This is a genomic window from Brevibacillus sp. GCM10020057 (genome assembly GCF_042683565.1).
In the GTDB taxonomy this organism is placed as follows: domain Bacteria; phylum Bacillota; class Bacilli; order Brevibacillales; family Brevibacillaceae; genus Brevibacillus.
In genome coordinates this window covers 217369-234286 of the sequence record NZ_JBHUJW010000023.1, presented here as the reverse complement: position 1 = coordinate 234286, position 16918 = coordinate 217369, and the positions used below count along the sequence as shown (strand labels likewise).

General features: G+C 56.4%; 14 protein-coding genes. 13 read left to right on the top strand and 1 reads right to left on the bottom strand.

The features are described from left to right. The first annotated feature begins 29 nt into the window (after window positions 1–29). The 8 genes from ACFSO0_RS08050 (at window position 30) to ACFSO0_RS08015 (ending at window position 10653) form a co-directional block, all read left to right on the top strand. Window positions 30–554: a metallophosphoesterase gene (locus tag ACFSO0_RS08050; protein WP_376878724.1), complete on the top strand. Its 525-nt coding sequence runs from the start codon at window positions 30–32 to the stop codon at window positions 552–554. Between the two features lie 142 nt (window positions 555–696). Then, window positions 697–1989, top strand: a complete 1293-nt coding sequence (gene tig / locus ACFSO0_RS08045) for a trigger factor (protein ID WP_376878722.1) — start codon at window positions 697–699, stop codon at window positions 1987–1989. A gap of 195 nt (window positions 1990–2184) precedes the next feature. Next, on the top strand, window positions 2185–2766 hold the full coding sequence (gene clpP, locus ACFSO0_RS08040; protein WP_376878720.1) for an ATP-dependent Clp endopeptidase proteolytic subunit ClpP: 582 nt from the start codon (window positions 2185–2187) through the stop codon (window positions 2764–2766). 20 nt (window positions 2767–2786) lie between these two features. Next, window positions 2787–4052 carry an ATP-dependent protease ATP-binding subunit ClpX gene (gene clpX / locus ACFSO0_RS08035; protein ID WP_376878718.1) on the top strand — a complete coding sequence of 422 codons (1266 nt, stop codon included), beginning with the start codon at window positions 2787–2789 and terminating at the stop codon, window positions 4050–4052. Window positions 4053–4259: 207 nt separating this feature from the next. After that, a complete protein-coding gene (gene lonB / locus ACFSO0_RS08030; protein ID WP_376878716.1) occupies window positions 4260–5957 on the top strand; it encodes an ATP-dependent protease LonB in 1698 nt (565 codons plus the stop codon). 305 nt (window positions 5958–6262) lie between these two features. Then, window positions 6263–8602, top strand: a complete 2340-nt coding sequence (gene lon, locus ACFSO0_RS08025) for an endopeptidase La (protein ID WP_376878714.1) — start codon at window positions 6263–6265, stop codon at window positions 8600–8602. Then, a complete protein-coding gene (gene yihA, locus ACFSO0_RS08020) occupies window positions 8599–9246 on the top strand; it encodes a ribosome biogenesis GTP-binding protein YihA/YsxC (protein ID WP_376878712.1) in 648 nt (215 codons plus the stop codon). Before lon ends, yihA begins: the two co-directional genes overlap by 4 nt. Window positions 9247–9300: 54 nt before the next feature. Beyond that, complete coding sequence (locus ACFSO0_RS08015; RefSeq protein WP_376878710.1) at window positions 9301–10653, top strand: protein O-GlcNAcase; 1353 nt, start codon at window positions 9301–9303, stop codon at window positions 10651–10653. Between the two features lie 71 nt (window positions 10654–10724). Here the strand turns inward: ACFSO0_RS08015 and ACFSO0_RS08010 are convergent, their stop codons facing one another. Further along, a complete protein-coding gene (locus ACFSO0_RS08010) occupies window positions 10725–11666 on the bottom strand; it encodes a DMT family transporter (protein WP_376878708.1) in 942 nt (313 codons plus the stop codon). Between the two features lie 275 nt (window positions 11667–11941). On the opposite strand from ACFSO0_RS08010, the gene hemA reads away from it, so the two are divergent. From hemA to hemB, 5 genes are all read left to right on the top strand, one after another. Continuing rightward, window positions 11942–13303 carry a glutamyl-tRNA reductase gene (gene hemA, locus ACFSO0_RS08005; RefSeq protein ID WP_376878706.1) on the top strand — a complete coding sequence of 454 codons (1362 nt, stop codon included), beginning with the start codon at window positions 11942–11944 and terminating at the stop codon, window positions 13301–13303. A 64-nt stretch (window positions 13304–13367) separates the two neighbouring features. Next, window positions 13368–14186, top strand: a complete 819-nt coding sequence (locus tag ACFSO0_RS08000; RefSeq protein ID WP_376878704.1) for a cytochrome C assembly family protein — start codon at window positions 13368–13370, stop codon at window positions 14184–14186. A 20-nt stretch (window positions 14187–14206) separates the two neighbouring features. Further along, complete coding sequence (gene hemC / locus ACFSO0_RS07995) at window positions 14207–15136, top strand: hydroxymethylbilane synthase (RefSeq protein ID WP_376878702.1); 930 nt, start codon at window positions 14207–14209, stop codon at window positions 15134–15136. Next, window positions 15133–15957, top strand: coding sequence for a uroporphyrinogen-III synthase (locus tag ACFSO0_RS07990; protein WP_376878700.1), 825 nt, complete (start codon window positions 15133–15135; stop codon window positions 15955–15957). The genes hemC and ACFSO0_RS07990 overlap by 4 nt, the downstream gene beginning before the upstream one ends. Then, window positions 15941–16918, top strand: coding sequence for a porphobilinogen synthase (hemB, locus tag ACFSO0_RS07985; protein WP_376878698.1), 978 nt, complete (start codon window positions 15941–15943; stop codon window positions 16916–16918). Before ACFSO0_RS07990 ends, hemB begins: the two co-directional genes overlap by 17 nt.

Sequence of the window (16918 nt, the reverse complement as noted above, 5' to 3'; positions counted from 1 at the left end):
GATAGAGAAATCAGGGGAGTGAGTGTGCTATGGGGATTCTCGTCATGAGCGACAGCCATGGCCTGGTGCGGGAAGTCAAACAGGCGGTTGACCGACATCAGGTGGATCGCATCTTGCACTGCGGCGATTTTTGCGTCGACCATTCACGCGAGCCGTTTTCCCGCATGACGCTCGTCCGCGGCAACTGCGATACGGCCAGGGACGTGCCGGTCGAGCAGCAGACGAAATGGCGCGATCTGCACATTTTGCAGACCCACGGACATCTGTTCGGGGTAAAAAGCTCCCTCTTGCGGCTGCATTACCGTGCGGAGGAGACGGGCGCGAACGTCGTCGTCTTCGGCCATTCCCACGTCCCGGTCTGCGGCGTGCAGCGCGACATCCTGTTCCTCAACCCGGGCAGCCTGCAGCTGCCGCGCGGCTTTGACGTCCCGACCTACGCGATTCTGGAGGAGACGGGTGCGACTGCGAAGACCGTCACCGTGTCGGTTGCGTTCTACGATCATCACGGCAACGCGGTTCCGAGCCTGGGCGGGACGTACACTTTGCGGCGCTGATGGAGCTGCTTGTTGAAAAAGAAAAGATTTATGCTATACTAGAATGGTTATAATGGCTAGAATATTATCGTCCGAGCCCGCAGTGCCCAAGCGGCGTGCGGCTGACGGTGTTCTTTGATCCAATCTAGGAGGGGAAGTTTACGTGGCAGCAAATTGGGAAAAGGTAGAGAATAACCAGGGAGTCCTGACAGTTGAAGTAGATGCTTCGCAAGTAGATGCAGCACTGGACCAAGCGTTCAAAAAAGTAGTGAACAAGGTTCAGGTTCCCGGATTCCGCAAAGGGAAAGTTCCGCGCAAAATGTTTGAAGCGCGTTTTGGCGTAGAATCGCTGTATCAGGAAGCACTCGACATTTTGCTTCCGGTTGCATACGGACAAGCTGTGAAAGAAACAGGCATCGAGCCGGTTGATCGTCCGGAAGTGGACGTAACGCAAATGGAGAAAGGGAAAAACCTGATCTTCAAAGCGACGGTAACCGTGAAGCCGGAAGTGAAGCTCGGCGACTACAAAAATCTGAGCATCGAAGCAAAAGACTTCACCGTTACGGATGAAGCGCTCGAAGCAGAGCTGAAGCGCATGCAGGAGCGTCATGCTGAACTGGTTGCCGTAGAAGAAGGCCCTGCGCAAAACGGCGATCTGGCCGTCATCGATTTTGAAGGCTTCCAGGACGGGGTAGCGTTTGAAGGCGGAAAAGCGGAAGACTATACGCTGGAACTGGGCTCCGGCACATTCATCGCCGGCTTTGAAGAGCAAGTAGTCGGCATGAACGTAGGCGAAGAAAAAGACATCACCGTTACATTCCCGGAAGAATACCACTCTCCGAACCTCGCAGGCAAAGAAGCGGTATTCAAAGTGAAGCTGAACAGCCTGAAACGCAAAAACCTGCCTGCTTTGGACGACGAGTTCGCCAAAGACGTGAGCGAGTTCGACACGCTGGAAGAGCTGAAAGCGGACACCAAGAAAAAACTCGAAGAAAAAGCAGCGCAAGACAAAGAACAATACGTACGCGAGCAGCTCGTTCTGAAAGCGGCGGAAAACGCTGAAATCGACCTGCCGGAAGTCATGGTCGAGCACGAGCTGGATCAAATGGTAAGCGAGTTCGGCCAACGCCTCCAATACCAAGGCATGACGCTGGACCTGTACTACCAGTTCTCCGGCATGGATGAAAGCCAACTGCGCGACCAACTGCGTGCAGACGCAACCTCCCGCGTGCGTACATCCCTGACGCTGGAAGCAATCGGTAAAGCAGAAAACATCGTTGCGACCGAAGAAGATGTAAACGAAGAGCTGAACAAGCTGGCTGGCGTATATGGCCGCCCTGCTGACGAGCTGCGCAAAATCTTCTCCGCGCAAGATGGCCTGGCTGCTCTGTACCGCGACGTGCAAATTCGCAAAACAGTAGATTTCCTGGTTGCAGAAAACAAAGTAAGTGCATAATCTTAGGAAGAGTGAATGATTGACCGGCCGCCGGGTTCGCCTGGCTGCCATCTTGAGGAAATCACAAGGCACGATACGCTCGTGCCTTGTTTTTCCACCCGAGACTGTTTCATCCGCCTTCTCACTGCAAAGACGAGGTCGCACAGCCGCGAAATCCCTTGACAAGGTTCTTTTCGGCAAAGGAGGAACATACATATGTTGATCCCTATAGTCATTGAGCAAACGAGCAGAGGCGAACGCTCCTATGATATCTACTCGCGCCTCTTGAAGGATCGGATTATTCTTTTGGGCACAGAGATTGATGATGAGGTCGCCAATCTGGTCGTTGCCCAACTGCTGTTTTTGCAGGCAGAAGATCCGGACAAAGATATTTCTCTGTACATAAACTCTCCCGGCGGCTCCGTGACAGCGGGGATGGCGATTTTCGACACGATGCAGTACATCAAGCCGGACGTCTCCACGATTTGTGTAGGGATGGCTGCGAGCATGGGAGCATTCCTTCTGGCGGCAGGAGCAAAAGGCAAGCGCTATGCCTTGCCGAACAGTGAAGTCATGATTCACCAGCCGCTCGGCGGCGTGCGGGGGCAGGCAGAGGACATTCGCATTCACGCGGACTGGATTCTGAAAACCAAGCGCCAGTTGAATACGATTTTGTCGGAGCGGACAGGTCAGCCCTATGAACGTGTAGAAGCGGACACCGACCGCGATTATTTCATGAGCGCAGAAGAAGCGAAGGCCTATGGCTTGATTGACGCGATTATTGAACGCAAAAACTGACCCGTTGTGAGGTGAAGCGCATGTTTAAGTTTAACGACGACAAAGGCCAACTGAAGTGCTCCTTCTGCGGCAAGTCCCAGGAGCAGGTGCGCAAGCTGGTAGCCGGTCCAGGCGTATACATTTGTGACGAGTGTATCGAACTGTGCAATGAAATTGTGCAGGAAGAGCTGGGCACCGAAGAAGAAATCGACATGAAGGAAATTCCTAAGCCGATTGAAATCCGCAAAATCCTGGACGACTATGTCATTGGCCAGGATCTGGCGAAAAAATCGCTGTCGGTTGCGGTGTACAACCACTATAAACGAATCAATTCCGGGGCGAAGATCGAGGATGTGGAACTGCAAAAATCCAACATCCTGCTGATCGGGCCGACCGGAAGCGGGAAAACGCTGCTGGCGCAGACGCTGGCGCGCATCCTGAACGTGCCGTTTGCCATCGCGGACGCCACTTCCCTGACGGAAGCCGGTTACGTGGGCGAAGACGTGGAAAATATTTTGCTGAAGCTGATCCAGGCTGCCGATTACGATGTAGAGAAAGCGGAAAAAGGCATCATCTACATCGACGAGATCGACAAGGTTGCGCGCAAGTCGGAGAACCCTTCGATCACCCGCGACGTGTCCGGAGAAGGCGTACAGCAGGCCTTGCTGAAAATTTTGGAAGGCACGGTGGCAAGCGTTCCGCCTCAAGGAGGACGCAAGCATCCGCATCAGGAGTTCATCCAGATCGACACCTCCAACATCTTGTTCATTTGCGGCGGTGCCTTTGACGGGATCGAGCAGATCATCAAGCGCCGTCTGGGCAAAAAGGTCATCGGCTTCGGCGCCGACTTCACGGAAGGTGTCAAAGGCGATCTGAAAGCCGGCGAATACTTGAAGCACGTTTTGCCGGAAGACCTGCTGAAATTCGGTCTCATTCCCGAGTTCGTCGGTCGTCTGCCGGTTCTGGCTACGCTGGAGCCGCTGGATGAGGAGACGCTCGTGCGCATCCTGACCGAGCCGAAGAACTCGTTGGTGAAGCAATATCAAAAGCTGCTCAGCCTCGACGGCGTGGAACTGGAATTCGACGAGGGAGCGCTCCTGCAGATCGCCAAGGAAGCGATCAAGCGCAACACCGGCGCGCGCGGTCTGCGTGCCATCATCGAGCAGATCATGCTCGACATGATGTACGAACTGCCGTCACGCGATGACGTCAGCAAGTGCGTCATTACAGAAGAAACCGTACGCGACAAAGTGAAGCCGCAGCTCATGACCAAGGAAGGTCGGGAAGTTCGCGGGGAAACGGCATAAGCAAGTTTTGGGAAAAGGCTGCTCCGGGCTATCGGGGCAGTCTTTTTTCACGTCCGGACGGCGAGAGAGGCGTCAACGCTCGCTTTTCAGCCGGGCACGCCAAGGCTGGCGGCACCAGGGTCAATGGTTTACGTCTACGATTGCGGGGCAATACTACAGGATATAGTTCAGAGACGCTTGTACATAGGGGCAATGGGAGGGATTCAAATGGACTATACGACACTGGTTATTGCCGTCATTGAGGTAGTCGTTGGGATCGTAATTGGTACCTATTTTTGGAACTTGCTGAGAGCGCAGCGGAATACGAAAACGTCTACGGAAAAGGAAGCGCGGAAAGATTTGGATACGATTCGTCGGATGCGGATGGTCGCCTTGACAGAGCCGTTGTCGGAGAAGACGAGACCGACTACCCTGGAGGAGATCGTCGGTCAGGAGGACGGCTTGCGGGCGCTGCGGGCAGCCTTGTGCGGGCCGAATCCGCAGCATGTGATCGTGTACGGACCGCCGGGAGTCGGCAAGACGGCAGCAGCGAGGGTCGTGCTGGAAGAAGCCAAGAAGAATCCATTGTCTCCATTCACCGCAGATGCCAAATTCGTCGAGATTGATGCGACGATTGCGCGGTTTGACGAACGGGGCATAGCGGACCCCCTGATTGGCTCCGTCCATGACCCGATTTACCAGGGGGCAGGCTCGCTCGGACAGGCAGGCATCCCCCAGCCAAAGCCGGGAGCGGTTACCAAGGCGCATGGCGGGATGCTGTTTCTCGATGAGATCGGCGAGCTGCATCCCGTGCAGATGAACAAGCTGCTGAAAGTGCTGGAGGACCGCAAAGTCATGCTGGAGAGCGCCTACTACAGCGAAGAAAACAGCCAGATTCCGTCGCACATTCACGATGTGTTCAAGTACGGGCTCCCTGCTGATTTTCGCCTGGTCGGGGCGACGACGCGGCTGCCGGAGGAGCTGCCGGCTGCTCTGCGTTCACGCTGCCTGGAAATCTTTTTCCGCCCGCTCAAACCGAGTGAGATCGGCAGCATCGTACGCACCGCTGTGAAGAAGATGGATTTGACCATCGACGATGATGCCGTCTCCGTAATCGAGCGCTACGCCACGAACGGCAGGGAAGCGATCAACACGCTGCAGATTGCTGCCGGGATCGCCTTGACCGAGGAACGGAAAAACATCCTTGCCTCGGACGTGGAGTGGGTGATGCACAGCAGCCAGAAATCTCCGCGTCCAGAAAAGCAGGTGCATGACACACCGCAAGTGGGTCTCGTCAATGGTCTCGCGGTCTACGGCCCGAATATGGGCTCTGTCATGGAGCTGGAAGTGACCGCGACGCCTGCGATGGTGCCGGGACAGGGGCGCATGTCGATTACCGGGATGGCAGAAGAAGAAGAGGTGGGCAGCCGCAGCCGGACGATCCGCCGCAAGTCGATGGCGAAAGGTTCGGTGGAAAACGTTCTCACCGTGCTGCAGCGCATGGGGCTGCAACTGTATGATTACGACTTGCACATCAACTTCCCGGGAGGTATTCCCGTTGACGGCCCTTCCGCCGGGATCGCGATTGCCACGGCGATCTACTCGGCGATTCGCGGCATTCCGGTGGACAACCTGCTGGCGATGACCGGAGAAGTGAGCATCCACGGCAAGGTGAAGCCGGTGGGCGGCGTCGTGGCGAAGGTCGAGGCGGCGAAGCAGGCCGGAGCGACCCGCGTGCTCATCCCGGAGGAGAATTGGCAAAGCATTTTTGCGGAGATGAAAGGAATCGAGATCATTCCGGTCTCGACGGTTGCCCAGGTCATCGAGCTGGCCATGCCGGAAGCGGCAGAGCGCGAGGCAGAGACGGCCGGATTCATGCTGCAGTTGCCTGCCGATGATTTGGCTTCGTCGCCGTTTTCCTTGTAACACTCGCCAGCGCACGCAGATTAGACATCGCTATCTGTTTGCGCTACAATGGAAAAAAGCTTCTGCTTGCAAAGAGTAGAGGAGCCGTCCCGCCAGGCTCACTTTGCTATGGGAGCGCGGTGCGGGGGCAAAAACGGCTATCGCAGGCCGTTTTTGCATGTACTATCCAAAAAAGCTCACGCGTATGTGACAGGCGATAGTATAGAAGCGTTGCGAAGGCTGCGACTGCGACGTGGCAGCCGTGTTTTCTCATGAGCAGAAACTCTTGGCAAGAGGGATAGATCAACAAGGAGAGGTGCATCCGCTTGGGCGAACGTTCCGGTAGAAGAGAATTACCGCTTCTCCCGCTGCGCGGCTTGCTTGTGTACCCAACCATGGTGCTCCATCTGGACGTCGGACGCGAAAAGTCCATTCGCGCTCTGGAGCAAGCCATGGTGGACGATAACAAGATTTTGCTGGCGACGCAGGAAGAAGTACACATAGAAGAACCTGATGCAGAGCAAATCTACAGCATCGGGACCGTTGCGCGCGTGAAACAGATGCTGAAGCTGCCAAACGGCACGATCCGTGTCTTGGTGGAAGGCCTGCAGCGTGCCAAAATCGAGGAATATCTTCAAAAAGAAGATTACTTCGTCGTGTCCATTACATATTTGCAGGAAGAAAAGGCCGAGGAAAACGAAGTCGAGGCACTGATGAGGTCTGTCCTCAGCCATTTCGAGCAATACATCAAGCTGTCGAAAAAGGTATCCCCGGAGACGCTCACTTCCGTGCAGGACATTGAGGAGCCGGGCCGTTTCGCGGATGTAATCGCGTCCCATCTGCCGCTGAAAATGAAGGACAAACAGGAAATTCTGGAGACGACCAACATTCAGGAGCGGCTGGAAATCTTGCTCACCATTCTCAACAACGAGCGTGAAGTGCTGGAGCTGGAGCGCAAGATCGGCAACCGCGTGAAAAAGCAGATGGAGCGCACGCAGAAGGAATACTACCTGCGCGAGCAAATCAAAGCGATCCAGAAAGAGCTGGGCGACAAGGATGGCCGTCAAGGGGAAATCGATGAGCTGCGCGCCCAATTGGAGAAATCGGACGCACCGGAGCGGATCAAGAACAAGATCGAGAAAGAGCTGGAGCGGCTGGAGAAAATGCCGACCACTTCTGCGGAAGGCTCGGTCGTCCGCACCTACATCGATACGCTGCTGTCTCTGCCGTGGACGAAGAAGACAGAGGACAATCTGGACATCAAGCACGCAGAGAAAGTGCTGGACGAAGACCATTACGGACTGGAAAAGCCGAAGGAGCGCGTGCTGGAATATTTGGCGGTGCAAAAGCTGGTCAATGCCATGCGCGGACCGATTCTTTGCCTGGTCGGCCCGCCTGGCGTGGGGAAAACCTCGTTGGCCCGTTCCGTTGCGCGTGCGCTGGGACGCCAGTTCGTGCGGATTTCCCTTGGAGGCGTACGCGATGAGGCAGAAATTCGCGGTCATCGCCGCACCTATGTAGGGGCGCTGCCAGGCCGGATCATTCAGGGGATGAAGCAGGCTGGCACGATCAATCCGGTGTTTTTGCTGGATGAGATCGACAAACTCGCCTCCGATTTCCGCGGAGACCCGGCCTCGGCTCTGCTGGAAGTGCTCGACCCGAACCAGAACGACAAGTTCAGCGATCATTATATAGAAGAGACATACGATTTGACGAACGTCATGTTCATCACGACGGCCAACCGCCTCGACACCATTCCCCGTCCGCTGCTCGACCGGATGGAAGTGATCTCGATCTCCGGCTACACCGAGGTGGAGAAGCTGAACATCCTGCGCGGTTACCTGTTGCCGAAGCAGATGGAAGAGCACGGCCTTGGCAAAGATAAGCTGCAGGTAAACGAGGATGCTATGCTCAAGCTGGTGCGCCAGTACACACGGGAGGCGGGCGTGCGCAACCTGAACCGGGAAGCGGCGAATGTGTGCCGGAAAGCGGCGAAAATCATCGTGAGCGGGGAAAAGAAGCGCGTGGTGGTAACTGCCAAGACGCTGGAGACCTTGCTCGGCAAGCCTCGCTACCGCTACGGCCTGGCCGAGAAGAAGGACCAGATCGGCTCCGTGACAGGTCTGGCCTGGACGCAGGCAGGGGGAGACACCTTGAACGTCGAGGTCAGCATTTTGCCGGGCAAAGGCAAGCTGACGCTGACCGGACAGCTCGGCGACGTGATGAAGGAATCCGCGCAGGCAGCCTTCAGCTACATTCGCTCCCGCGCGACCGAGTGGGGAGTCGACCCGGATTTCCACGAGAAGAACGACATCCACATCCACGTGCCGGAGGGAGCGATCCCCAAAGACGGGCCTTCTGCCGGAATCACAATGGCGACCGCTCTCGTGTCGGCGCTGACGAACATTCCGGTGAAAAAGGAGGTCGGCATGACCGGCGAAATTACGCTGCGTGGACGGGTGCTGCCGATCGGCGGACTGAAGGAGAAGTGCATGTCTGCCCACCGCGCAGGTCTGACGACAATCATTTTGCCGAAGGACAACGAAAAGGACATCGAGGATATTCCGGAAAGCGTGCGCGACGCTTTGACCTTCTATCCCGTGGAGCATTTGGACGAAGTGCTGCGACACGCGTTGACCAGACAGCCAGCAGGTGAAAAGAAATGAAAGTAACCTCAGCCGAGTTTGTCATCAGCGCCGTAGGACCAAAGCAGTACCCGGTGGACGGCCTGCACGAGATCGCGCTCGTCGGCCGTTCCAACGTGGGCAAATCGTCTCTTCTCAACAAAATGATGAATCGCAAAGGGCTGGCGCGCATCAGCTCCCGCCCGGGCAAAACCCAGACGCTGAACTACTTCCGCGTCAACAACATGCTCTATTTCGTCGACTTCCCCGGCTACGGCTACGCCAAGGTCGCGAAGTCGCTCAAGGAACAATGGGGCAAAATGATCGAAGGCTACCTCAAAAACCGCAAGGAGCTGCGCTTCGTGATCCAGCTGGTGGACATCCGCCACGCGCCGAGCAAGGACGACATTGCCATGTACGACTGGTGCAAGCAGATCGGGATTCCGACCGTCGTCGTCGCGACCAAGGGCGACAAGATCGCGCGCGGACGCTGGCTGCAGCATACGAAGATCATCCGCCAAAACTTGCAGATGCGCGGCGACGACACGATTATCGTGTTTTCCTCGGAAACCGGACAAGGCAAGGATGAATTGTGGGCAGAGATTCTCCGCCGCTTGCGCCTCGCGACGGATGAAGCACAGGACAGCTCTGCCGAGAAGTCCGCTCCGGCAGCGAATCAGGAATAACAGACGCGCGGAAGGCTGTGACCCATACCGAAGGGGAAGGGGAGGGAAGTTTTCGTGAGCGAGCTTGCACGCTTTGCCGTACGCGGTGTAATCGAAGGCTTCTACGGAACGCCCTGGACGCATGCCGAGCGGCTGGACATGATCCGCTTCATGAGCCGGCATGGATACAATGCCTACTTTTACTCGCCCAAGGACGATCTGTACTTGCGGGAAAAGTGGATGGAACCGCATCCGGAAGCGGCTTTCGCCGAGCTTGGCGAGTTGATCCGCGCAGCAGCTTCCGTGGATGTGCAATTCGTCTACTGCTTGAGTCCCGGCCTTGGCATGGAATACGCCAACGGGCAGCATCTTGAGTTGCTGTTAGACAAATACCGGGCGATGTACGATCAGGGAGTGCGCTGCTTTGGCCTTTTGTTCGATGACATTCCGATGCAGCTTTTGCATCTATCGGACATGGAACGGTACGAGCATCTGGCTGCCGCGCATGTCGACGTCACGCTGCGCGTATGGGAAGCGATGGGCGGCTGGGCGGATGCTGTCAGGCTGATCGTTTGCCCGACACAGTACAACGGCCTGGGAAAAGAGCCGTATATCCGGCATTTGGGGCTGCATTTGCCCAAGGAGATCGCGTTGTTCTGGACCGGCCGCTTTGTTTGCTCGCCGTTTTTGACGGACGGCGACGCACTGCGGTTTTTGCAGTATACCGGGCACAAGCCGTTGTACTGGGACAACTACCCCGTAAACGATCTGGCAATGGCAAACGAGCTGCACATCGGCCCGCTGCGGCACCGCGATCCCGATCTGTGGAGCCACTCCGAGGGCTATGTGGCAAACGCCATGTCCAGGCCGGAATGCTCGAAGATTCCTTTGATTACGACGGCGGCGTACTTGCGCGATCCGCACGGCTACGATCCGCATACTTCCTGGATCGAGGCAGTGGAGGAAGTGGCGGGACCAAAGGATGCGCCCGCCTTTATGCGTTTCGCTGACAACGTGCAAAGCTCGTTTTTGAACGAGAGCGAATCGCCTGCGCTGATCGAAGCCTTTTTGCGCTTCCGCTTCCAGTTTACGCAGGGAGACCGGCAAGCGGCTGTCCGACAGCTTTCTGCCCTGTTTGTAGAGATGGAGCAGTCGGCCGAGCAGCTTTTGCAAGGGATGAGCAACGAGAAGCTGGCGCGGGAATGTAGGCCATGGCTGGAAAAGTATCGCCATTGGGCCAAAGTCGGGAGATCAGCGGCAGGGCTGGTCGAGGCGGGCACAAGCGGGCGTACGACGCAGGCGGCGTATCACTTGCTCAAGCTGAAGCAATGGCTCAAGCGGACGGAGAAATTGCCGCAAAAGGTGTGCGGGCAGGTCATGAACCTGTTCGTGGAAGCCGTGCTGCAGGAAGTGCGCAAGGCGACCTAGCCGGATGTTACGTTACGAAAAAAGGTTCCTGTTCCCCGACTGGGGAAGGAACCTTTTTTCATGTGGCGAGGTCAGGCAGATTTGCTGCCGCCGCTCGCTTTTTGTTTCCGTTCGCGTCCGCTGCGCAGCCATTCCTGGATCGGCAGCTCGGCGAGGATCATGCCGACGAAGATCATCAGACAGCCCGAAAGCTGGCGCCCGTTCAGCACTTCATGAATAAAGACGAACGAAGTCAAGGCGGCAAAGACGGGTTCCAGGGCAAAAATAAGAGCGACCCGCGTGGAGCTGGTCTGCTTTTGCAGGGCGGTTTGCGCCAGGAAGGCCAGCGCAGTGGCAAAGATCGAGGTGACGATCAGGCCCAGGGCGACTTCCGGTCTGAACAGGACGCCCGGATCGAAGGCGCGGCTATAGTCCTCGAAGAAAAACGCATACAGCCAGCTAAGCATAGCGACGGTGCCCAGCTGCACGATGGCCAGGGGAAGGGCGGGGAAGTGCGGCGCGTACTTTCCCGTAAAGACGATTTGCATGGCGAAGCAGATGGCGCAGCCAAAGACGAGCAGGTCGCCCAGGTTGAACGAAAATTCCTGATTTTGCGTCAGCAGGTACAGTCCGGCAGCTGCGAGTATGACGCCGATGATGGCGGCTGGCTTGACCCGATCTTTTAACAGCAGCAGCGAGAAAAGCGGCACGAGCACGACGGAGAGTCCGGTGATAAAGCCGGCTTTGGACGGTGTCGTGTAGAGCAGCCCCACGGTTTGCAGGGCGTAGCCGAGACAGAGCCAGAAGCCAAGGATGGCACCGGCTTTGAGCATCGGTTTGCGCCAGGCCTTCCATTGCTGGCGATACAGGACGGCGTGAACGACGAGCAAAAAAAGGGCGGCGATCGTAAAGCGGACCGCATTAAACGTGTTCGGGGGCAACGATGCGATCGCCTGCTGGACGACCAGGAAAGTAGTCCCCCAGATAAAAGCGATCAAAAGCAATGTGATGTCTGCTACCCATGGTTTCTTCAACGGTTCATTTCTCTCCCTCCGGCGTATTTCCAGCTATGTATCTTCTTATCTAGCCTGCATCATAAGCCATTCAGCGGCGAAGCGCAAGCCGATGCGGCAAAGACTTTCGACAGTCGAATTTTGCGGCGGGGCGATCTTTGCTTCGCCGTTTTTCTTGTAAGGCACACTCCGTTAAAAACTTTTCACAATTACTCGTGGTCGAATCTGGACATAATGTTATAATAATAGTGCGTTTACTCATGGTGTATGCAAGCACGTTATTCTGGGAGGACATTATGGATATTCTTTTGCTGGGACTCAACTACAAAACGGCTCCTGTCGAAATCCGCGAAAAGTTTACGTTCAGCGACGATGGGACCGCTCGTGCTCTTCATCTACTCTCCCAGACGAAGAGTATCGCGGAATGCATCATTCTCGGAACGTGCAACCGCACGGAGATTTACGTTGTATGCGATCAGGCCAATATTGGCCGTGACTATACGCGCCGTTTTCTGGCCGAATGGTTCGGCGTGGACAAAGAACAGTTCAAAGAACATTTGTATATAAAGGAAAATGAACAGGCGATTGACCATCTGTTCCGCGTCGCTTCCGGGCTCGACTCCATGGTGGTGGGAGAGACGCAGATTTTGGGGCAGGTGCGGGACGCCTTTTTGCTGGCGCAGGAGCACCAGACGACCGGAACGGTGTTCAATACGCTGTTCAAGCAGGCGATTACGTTTGCCAAACGCGCTCACACCGAGACGGCAATCGGGCAAAACGCCGTCTCCGTTAGCTACGCCGCGGTCGAACTGGGGAAAAAGATTTTCGGTTCCTTCGCAGGCAAGTCCGTGCTGATTATCGGCGCAGGAAAGATGAGCGAGTTGACAGCCAAGCATCTGCACGCCAACGGCTCGGACAAGGTGATCGTTGCGAACCGTACGCTGGAGCGGGCACAACTGCTGGCAGAAAAGTTCAAAGGCGACTCCTGTACGATGGAGCAGCTGCCAGAGGCGCTGCTCACCGCAGACATCGTCATCAGTTCGACCGGGGCGAGCGGTTATGTTCTGGGCAAAAGCGAACTGGCTCCCATCATGAAAAAGCGCAAGCATCGCCCGCTGTTCATGGTGGACATCGCGGTGCCGCGCGACCTGAATCCCGACCTGCACGATCTGGACAACGTCTACCTGTACGACATTGACGACCTGGAAGGCATCGTTGCGAGCAACGTGGCAGAGCGCTCGCGCGAAGCCGAACGTCTGGAGGTCATGATTGCAGACGAGATCGTCGTCTTTACGAACTGGTATCAAACGCTGGGGGTTGCTCCCCTGATCGCGGCTTTGCGCGAAAAAGCGCTGGGGATACAAGGGGAAGCGATGCGGAAAATCGAGAACAAGCTGCCCAACCTGACTGAGCGGGAGATTCATATCATCCGCAAGACGACCAAAGGTATCGTCAATCAGCTCATGCATGATCCGGTCGTGCGTCTGAAAGAAATGGCGGCCTCGAAGCACAAGGAGGAAATTTTGGAGATTTTCTCCAAAATCTTCGCCCTGGAAGAGATCGTGGAACGCGACCAGCAGGAAGCCAAATGGGCAGATGAGAAAACCAAACAAGTATCTCCTCGCGAGCAGGTGCTGGCATCCCGCGTCCGTAAGTAGGCTGGATAGACCGATCACGGGCAGCTACTGATAGAAACTGATTGGGAAAGAGAGGAGAGAGTGCATGGCCGAGCTGAGATGGATCTACGACCTGACGATCTTTCTCTACGCTGCAAGTGTTCTCTTCTATTTTAACGACTTCTTGCAAAGCAACCGGAAAGTCAAACGCCTGGCTTTCGGGTTGCTTGTTGTCGTTTGGGCCTTGCAAACTGCTTTTTTTGTATCGCAGACCATCACGAAGATGTATTTTCCTGTCATTACACTGTTTGAGACGCTCTTTTTTTATTCCTGGGTGCTGGTGAGTCTGTCTCTTGCCATTCACTATTTTTTTCGGGTTGATTTACTGGAGTTTTTTGCCAATATCATTGGGTTTGTCGTCCTGGTCATGTCGATGTTTTTACCGGAGACGCCGATTGCTGCGGTCTCCAGCATCCTGACCTCGGAGCTGCTCCTCACGCATGTGACGCTCGCCATGTTCAGCTACGGAGCGTTTTCCCTGTCCCTCATTTTTTCCGGGATGTTTTTGCTGCAGCACAAAATGCTCAAGGAACGGCGCTGGACGCAGCTGCTCCGGCGGCTGCCGAGCCTGGATCAGCTGGAGAGCTTCGCGTACCGGATGAACATGCTCGGGGTGCCGATGCTCTTGCTGTCGATCGTGCTGGGCATCATTTGGGGAAAAATGGTACTGCCGGAGAAGTTCATGCTGGACGCCAAGGTCGTGCTGTCCCTCATGGTGCTGATCAGCTATTCGTTCTGGCTGTACAAGCGCTACCGGGACACAATGCCGATCCGCAGGATGCAGCAGTGGAACATCGTGGCGTTTGCCTTGCTTTTGATCAACTTTTTTGGAGCGTTGACTTCAACATTTCACAGCTGGTGGTAAGGCTGATTTAGGAGGCTCTCATGAAAAAATGGAATGTGGGTACACGCCGCAGCAGACTGGCGCTTATCCAGACAAACTGGGTCGTGGATCAACTGAAAAAACTGAATCCCGAGGCGCAGTTCGAGCTGCATGAAATCGTGACAAAGGGAGACCGCATCCTCGATGTGACTTTGTCCAAAGTCGGCGGGAAAGGCTTGTTTGTCAAAGAGATCGAACAGTCTCTCTACGACAAGGAGACGGATTTTGCCGTCCACAGCTTAAAGGACATGCCGGCAGAACTGCCGGAGGGTCTGGTCATCGGGGCGATCCCCAAGCGGGTCGATCCGCGAGATGTGCTGCTCTCCAAAGACGGCAAAACGCTGGACGAATTGCCAAAAGGGGCCATCGTGGGCACGAGCAGCCTGCGCCGCTCCGCCCAGCTGCTGGCGTATCGCCCGGACATCCAGATCGAATCTTTGCGGGGAAACATCGACACGCGGATGCGCAAGCTGGAGGAGGGCAACTTTGACGGCATCATCCTGGCGGCCGCAGGTTTGGAGCGAGCCGACTTCCAGGGGACGATCTCGCAGTATTTGCCAGTCGAAATCAGTTTGCCGGCAGTAGGACAAGGGGCCTTGGCAATCGAATGCCGTGCCGAAGACACCGAGACGCTGGAGCTTTTGCGCCAGCTGGACGATCAGCCGACGAGACTTGCGGTCACTGCCGAGCGCAGCTTCCTGCACAAGCTGCAGGGCGGCTGTCAGGTGCCGATTGGCGCTTATGCGACCATCGGAGAAGGAAACCTGATCACGATGACGGGCATGGTCGGTTCTCCGGACGGACAGCAGATGTTCAAAAATACGGCGAGCGGGCATGACCCGGTAGCCTTGGGCATACAAGTAGCGGAAGCGCTGCTGGCACAAGGCGCGGGTGACGTGCTGGCGCAAGTGTTGCGGGAGAATGCGCAATGACGATGCCGGATGCGCAGCACCAATCGGCCGGACCGCTGGCTGGCAAGCGTATCATGGTGACGCGTTCTCGCAGCCAGGTGCGGGAGCTGGTCGAGAAAATCGAGAGTCTGGGCGGGGAAGCCTATGCGTTTCCGCTCCTGAAAATGGTCCCGCCCGACGATTGGAGTCAGGTGGACGCGGCCATTTCCCGGCTGGAGACGTTTGACTGGCTGATTTTTACCAGCGTCAACGGTGTGCGCTTCTTTCTGCAGCGGATGCGAAAGATCGGTGCGGAGATCAGTGCGATCCGGGTCCAGGTGGCTGCCGTCGGGCCGAAGACGGCTGCTGCTCTGAGGGAAGCCGGCCTTGAGGTCGCCCTCATCCCTTCCGACTACGTGGCGGAAGGACTGCTGACCAGTCTGCACGATCGGCTGCTGCCCGGCCAGCGGGTGCTCCTGCCGCGCGCAGACATCGCCCGCAAGGCATTGCCGCAGGAGCTGGCCAGGCTCGGTCTGGAAGTGACGGAGACAGACGTCTATCGCACCGTCATTGACGGCGAGCTGGCACCGGAAGCGGCGCGCCGTTTGCAGCAGAGAGAAATCGACGGCATCCTGTTTACCAGCTCGTCAACCGTGACGCATTTTGTGCAGGCGATGGCTCCCTATGCGCAGGAAGGCTGGCTTTCTGGCGTTAGGATCGCCTGCATCGGGCCGATTACCGCCGAGACGGCGCGCAAAAACGGGCTGACTGTCGACGTCGTGGCGACGGAGTTTACGGTTGAGGGATTGCTTGCAGCTTTGATAGAAAATCTGGGAGGGAATGGACATGGCACTAACATTTGACCGTCATCGCCGCCTGCGCAAAAGTGCGGCTATGCGCAATCTGGTTCGGGAAAATCACGTTCGGATGGAAGATTTGATCTATCCGCTGTTCGTGGTGGAAGGAGAGGGCGTCAAAAACGAGATTCCGTCGATGCCTGGCGTCTTCCAATTCTCCCTGGATCAGCTGGCGATCGAGATGAAGGAAATAGTCGAGGCGGGGATTCAGTCCGTCATCCTGTTCGGCGTGCCGGAATACAAGGACGCATGCGGCTCTGGCGCATACGACGACAACGCCGTTACCCAGCAGGCCATTCGTCAGATCAAGGAAGCCTACCCGGAGCTGGTCGTCATCGCGGACACTTGTCTGTGCGAGTATACGGATCACGGTCATTGCGGCGTGCTGTACGATGGCGATGTCGACAACGACGAGTCGCTCAAGCTGCTGGCGCAGACGGCTGTTTCCCAGGCGCGGGCAGGGGCTGACATCATCGCTCCTTCCAACATGATGGACGGATTCGTGATCGCGATCCGCGAAGCGCTGGACGAGGCGGGCTTTGCCCATATCCCGATCATGTCGTATGCGGTCAAATACGCGTCGGCATTCTACGGCCCGTTCCGCGATGCAGCAAACTCCGCGCCGCAATTTGGCGACCGCAAGACGTATCAGATGGACCCTGCCAACTCTCGCGAAGGACTGCGGGAAGCAGCCTCCGACGTAAAAGAGGGCGCGGACTTTTTGATTGTGAAGCCTGGCATTGCATTCATGGATATGGTCGTGCGCCTGCGCGAAAACTTCAATCTGCCGATCGTGGCGTACAACGTGAGCGGCGAGTATTCCATGGTAAAGGCGGCGGCTGCGAACGGCTGGATCGACGAAGAGCGAATCGTGATGGAGATATTGGTCGGCTTCAAGCGCGCGGGTGCCGACCTGATTATCACGTACCATGCCAAAGACGTGGCAAAATGGCTGCGAGGTGAGTAA

Excerpts from the sequence above, each read along its gene's own strand:
- ACFSO0_RS08050 (WP_376878724.1), top strand. The coding sequence starts at position 30 with ATGGGGATTCTCGTCATGAGCGACAGCCATGGCCTGGTGCGGGAAGTC.
- hemB (WP_376878698.1), top strand. The coding sequence starts at position 15,941 with ATGGCACTAACATTTGACCGTCATCGCCGCCTGCGCAAAAGTGCGGCT.
- ACFSO0_RS08000 (WP_376878704.1), top strand. The coding sequence starts at position 13,368 with ATGGCCGAGCTGAGATGGATCTACGACCTGACGATCTTTCTCTACGCT.
- yihA (WP_376878712.1), top strand. The coding sequence starts at position 8,599 with ATGAAAGTAACCTCAGCCGAGTTTGTCATCAGCGCCGTAGGACCAAAG.
- lonB (WP_376878716.1), top strand. The coding sequence starts at position 4,260 with ATGGACTATACGACACTGGTTATTGCCGTCATTGAGGTAGTCGTTGGG.
- clpP (WP_376878720.1), top strand. The coding sequence starts at position 2,185 with ATGTTGATCCCTATAGTCATTGAGCAAACGAGCAGAGGCGAACGCTCC.
- hemC (WP_376878702.1), top strand. The coding sequence starts at position 14,207 with ATGAAAAAATGGAATGTGGGTACACGCCGCAGCAGACTGGCGCTTATC.
- ACFSO0_RS07990 (WP_376878700.1), top strand. The coding sequence starts at position 15,133 with ATGACGATGCCGGATGCGCAGCACCAATCGGCCGGACCGCTGGCTGGC.
- hemA (WP_376878706.1), top strand. The coding sequence starts at position 11,942 with ATGGATATTCTTTTGCTGGGACTCAACTACAAAACGGCTCCTGTCGAA.
- clpX (WP_376878718.1), top strand. The coding sequence starts at position 2,787 with ATGTTTAAGTTTAACGACGACAAAGGCCAACTGAAGTGCTCCTTCTGC.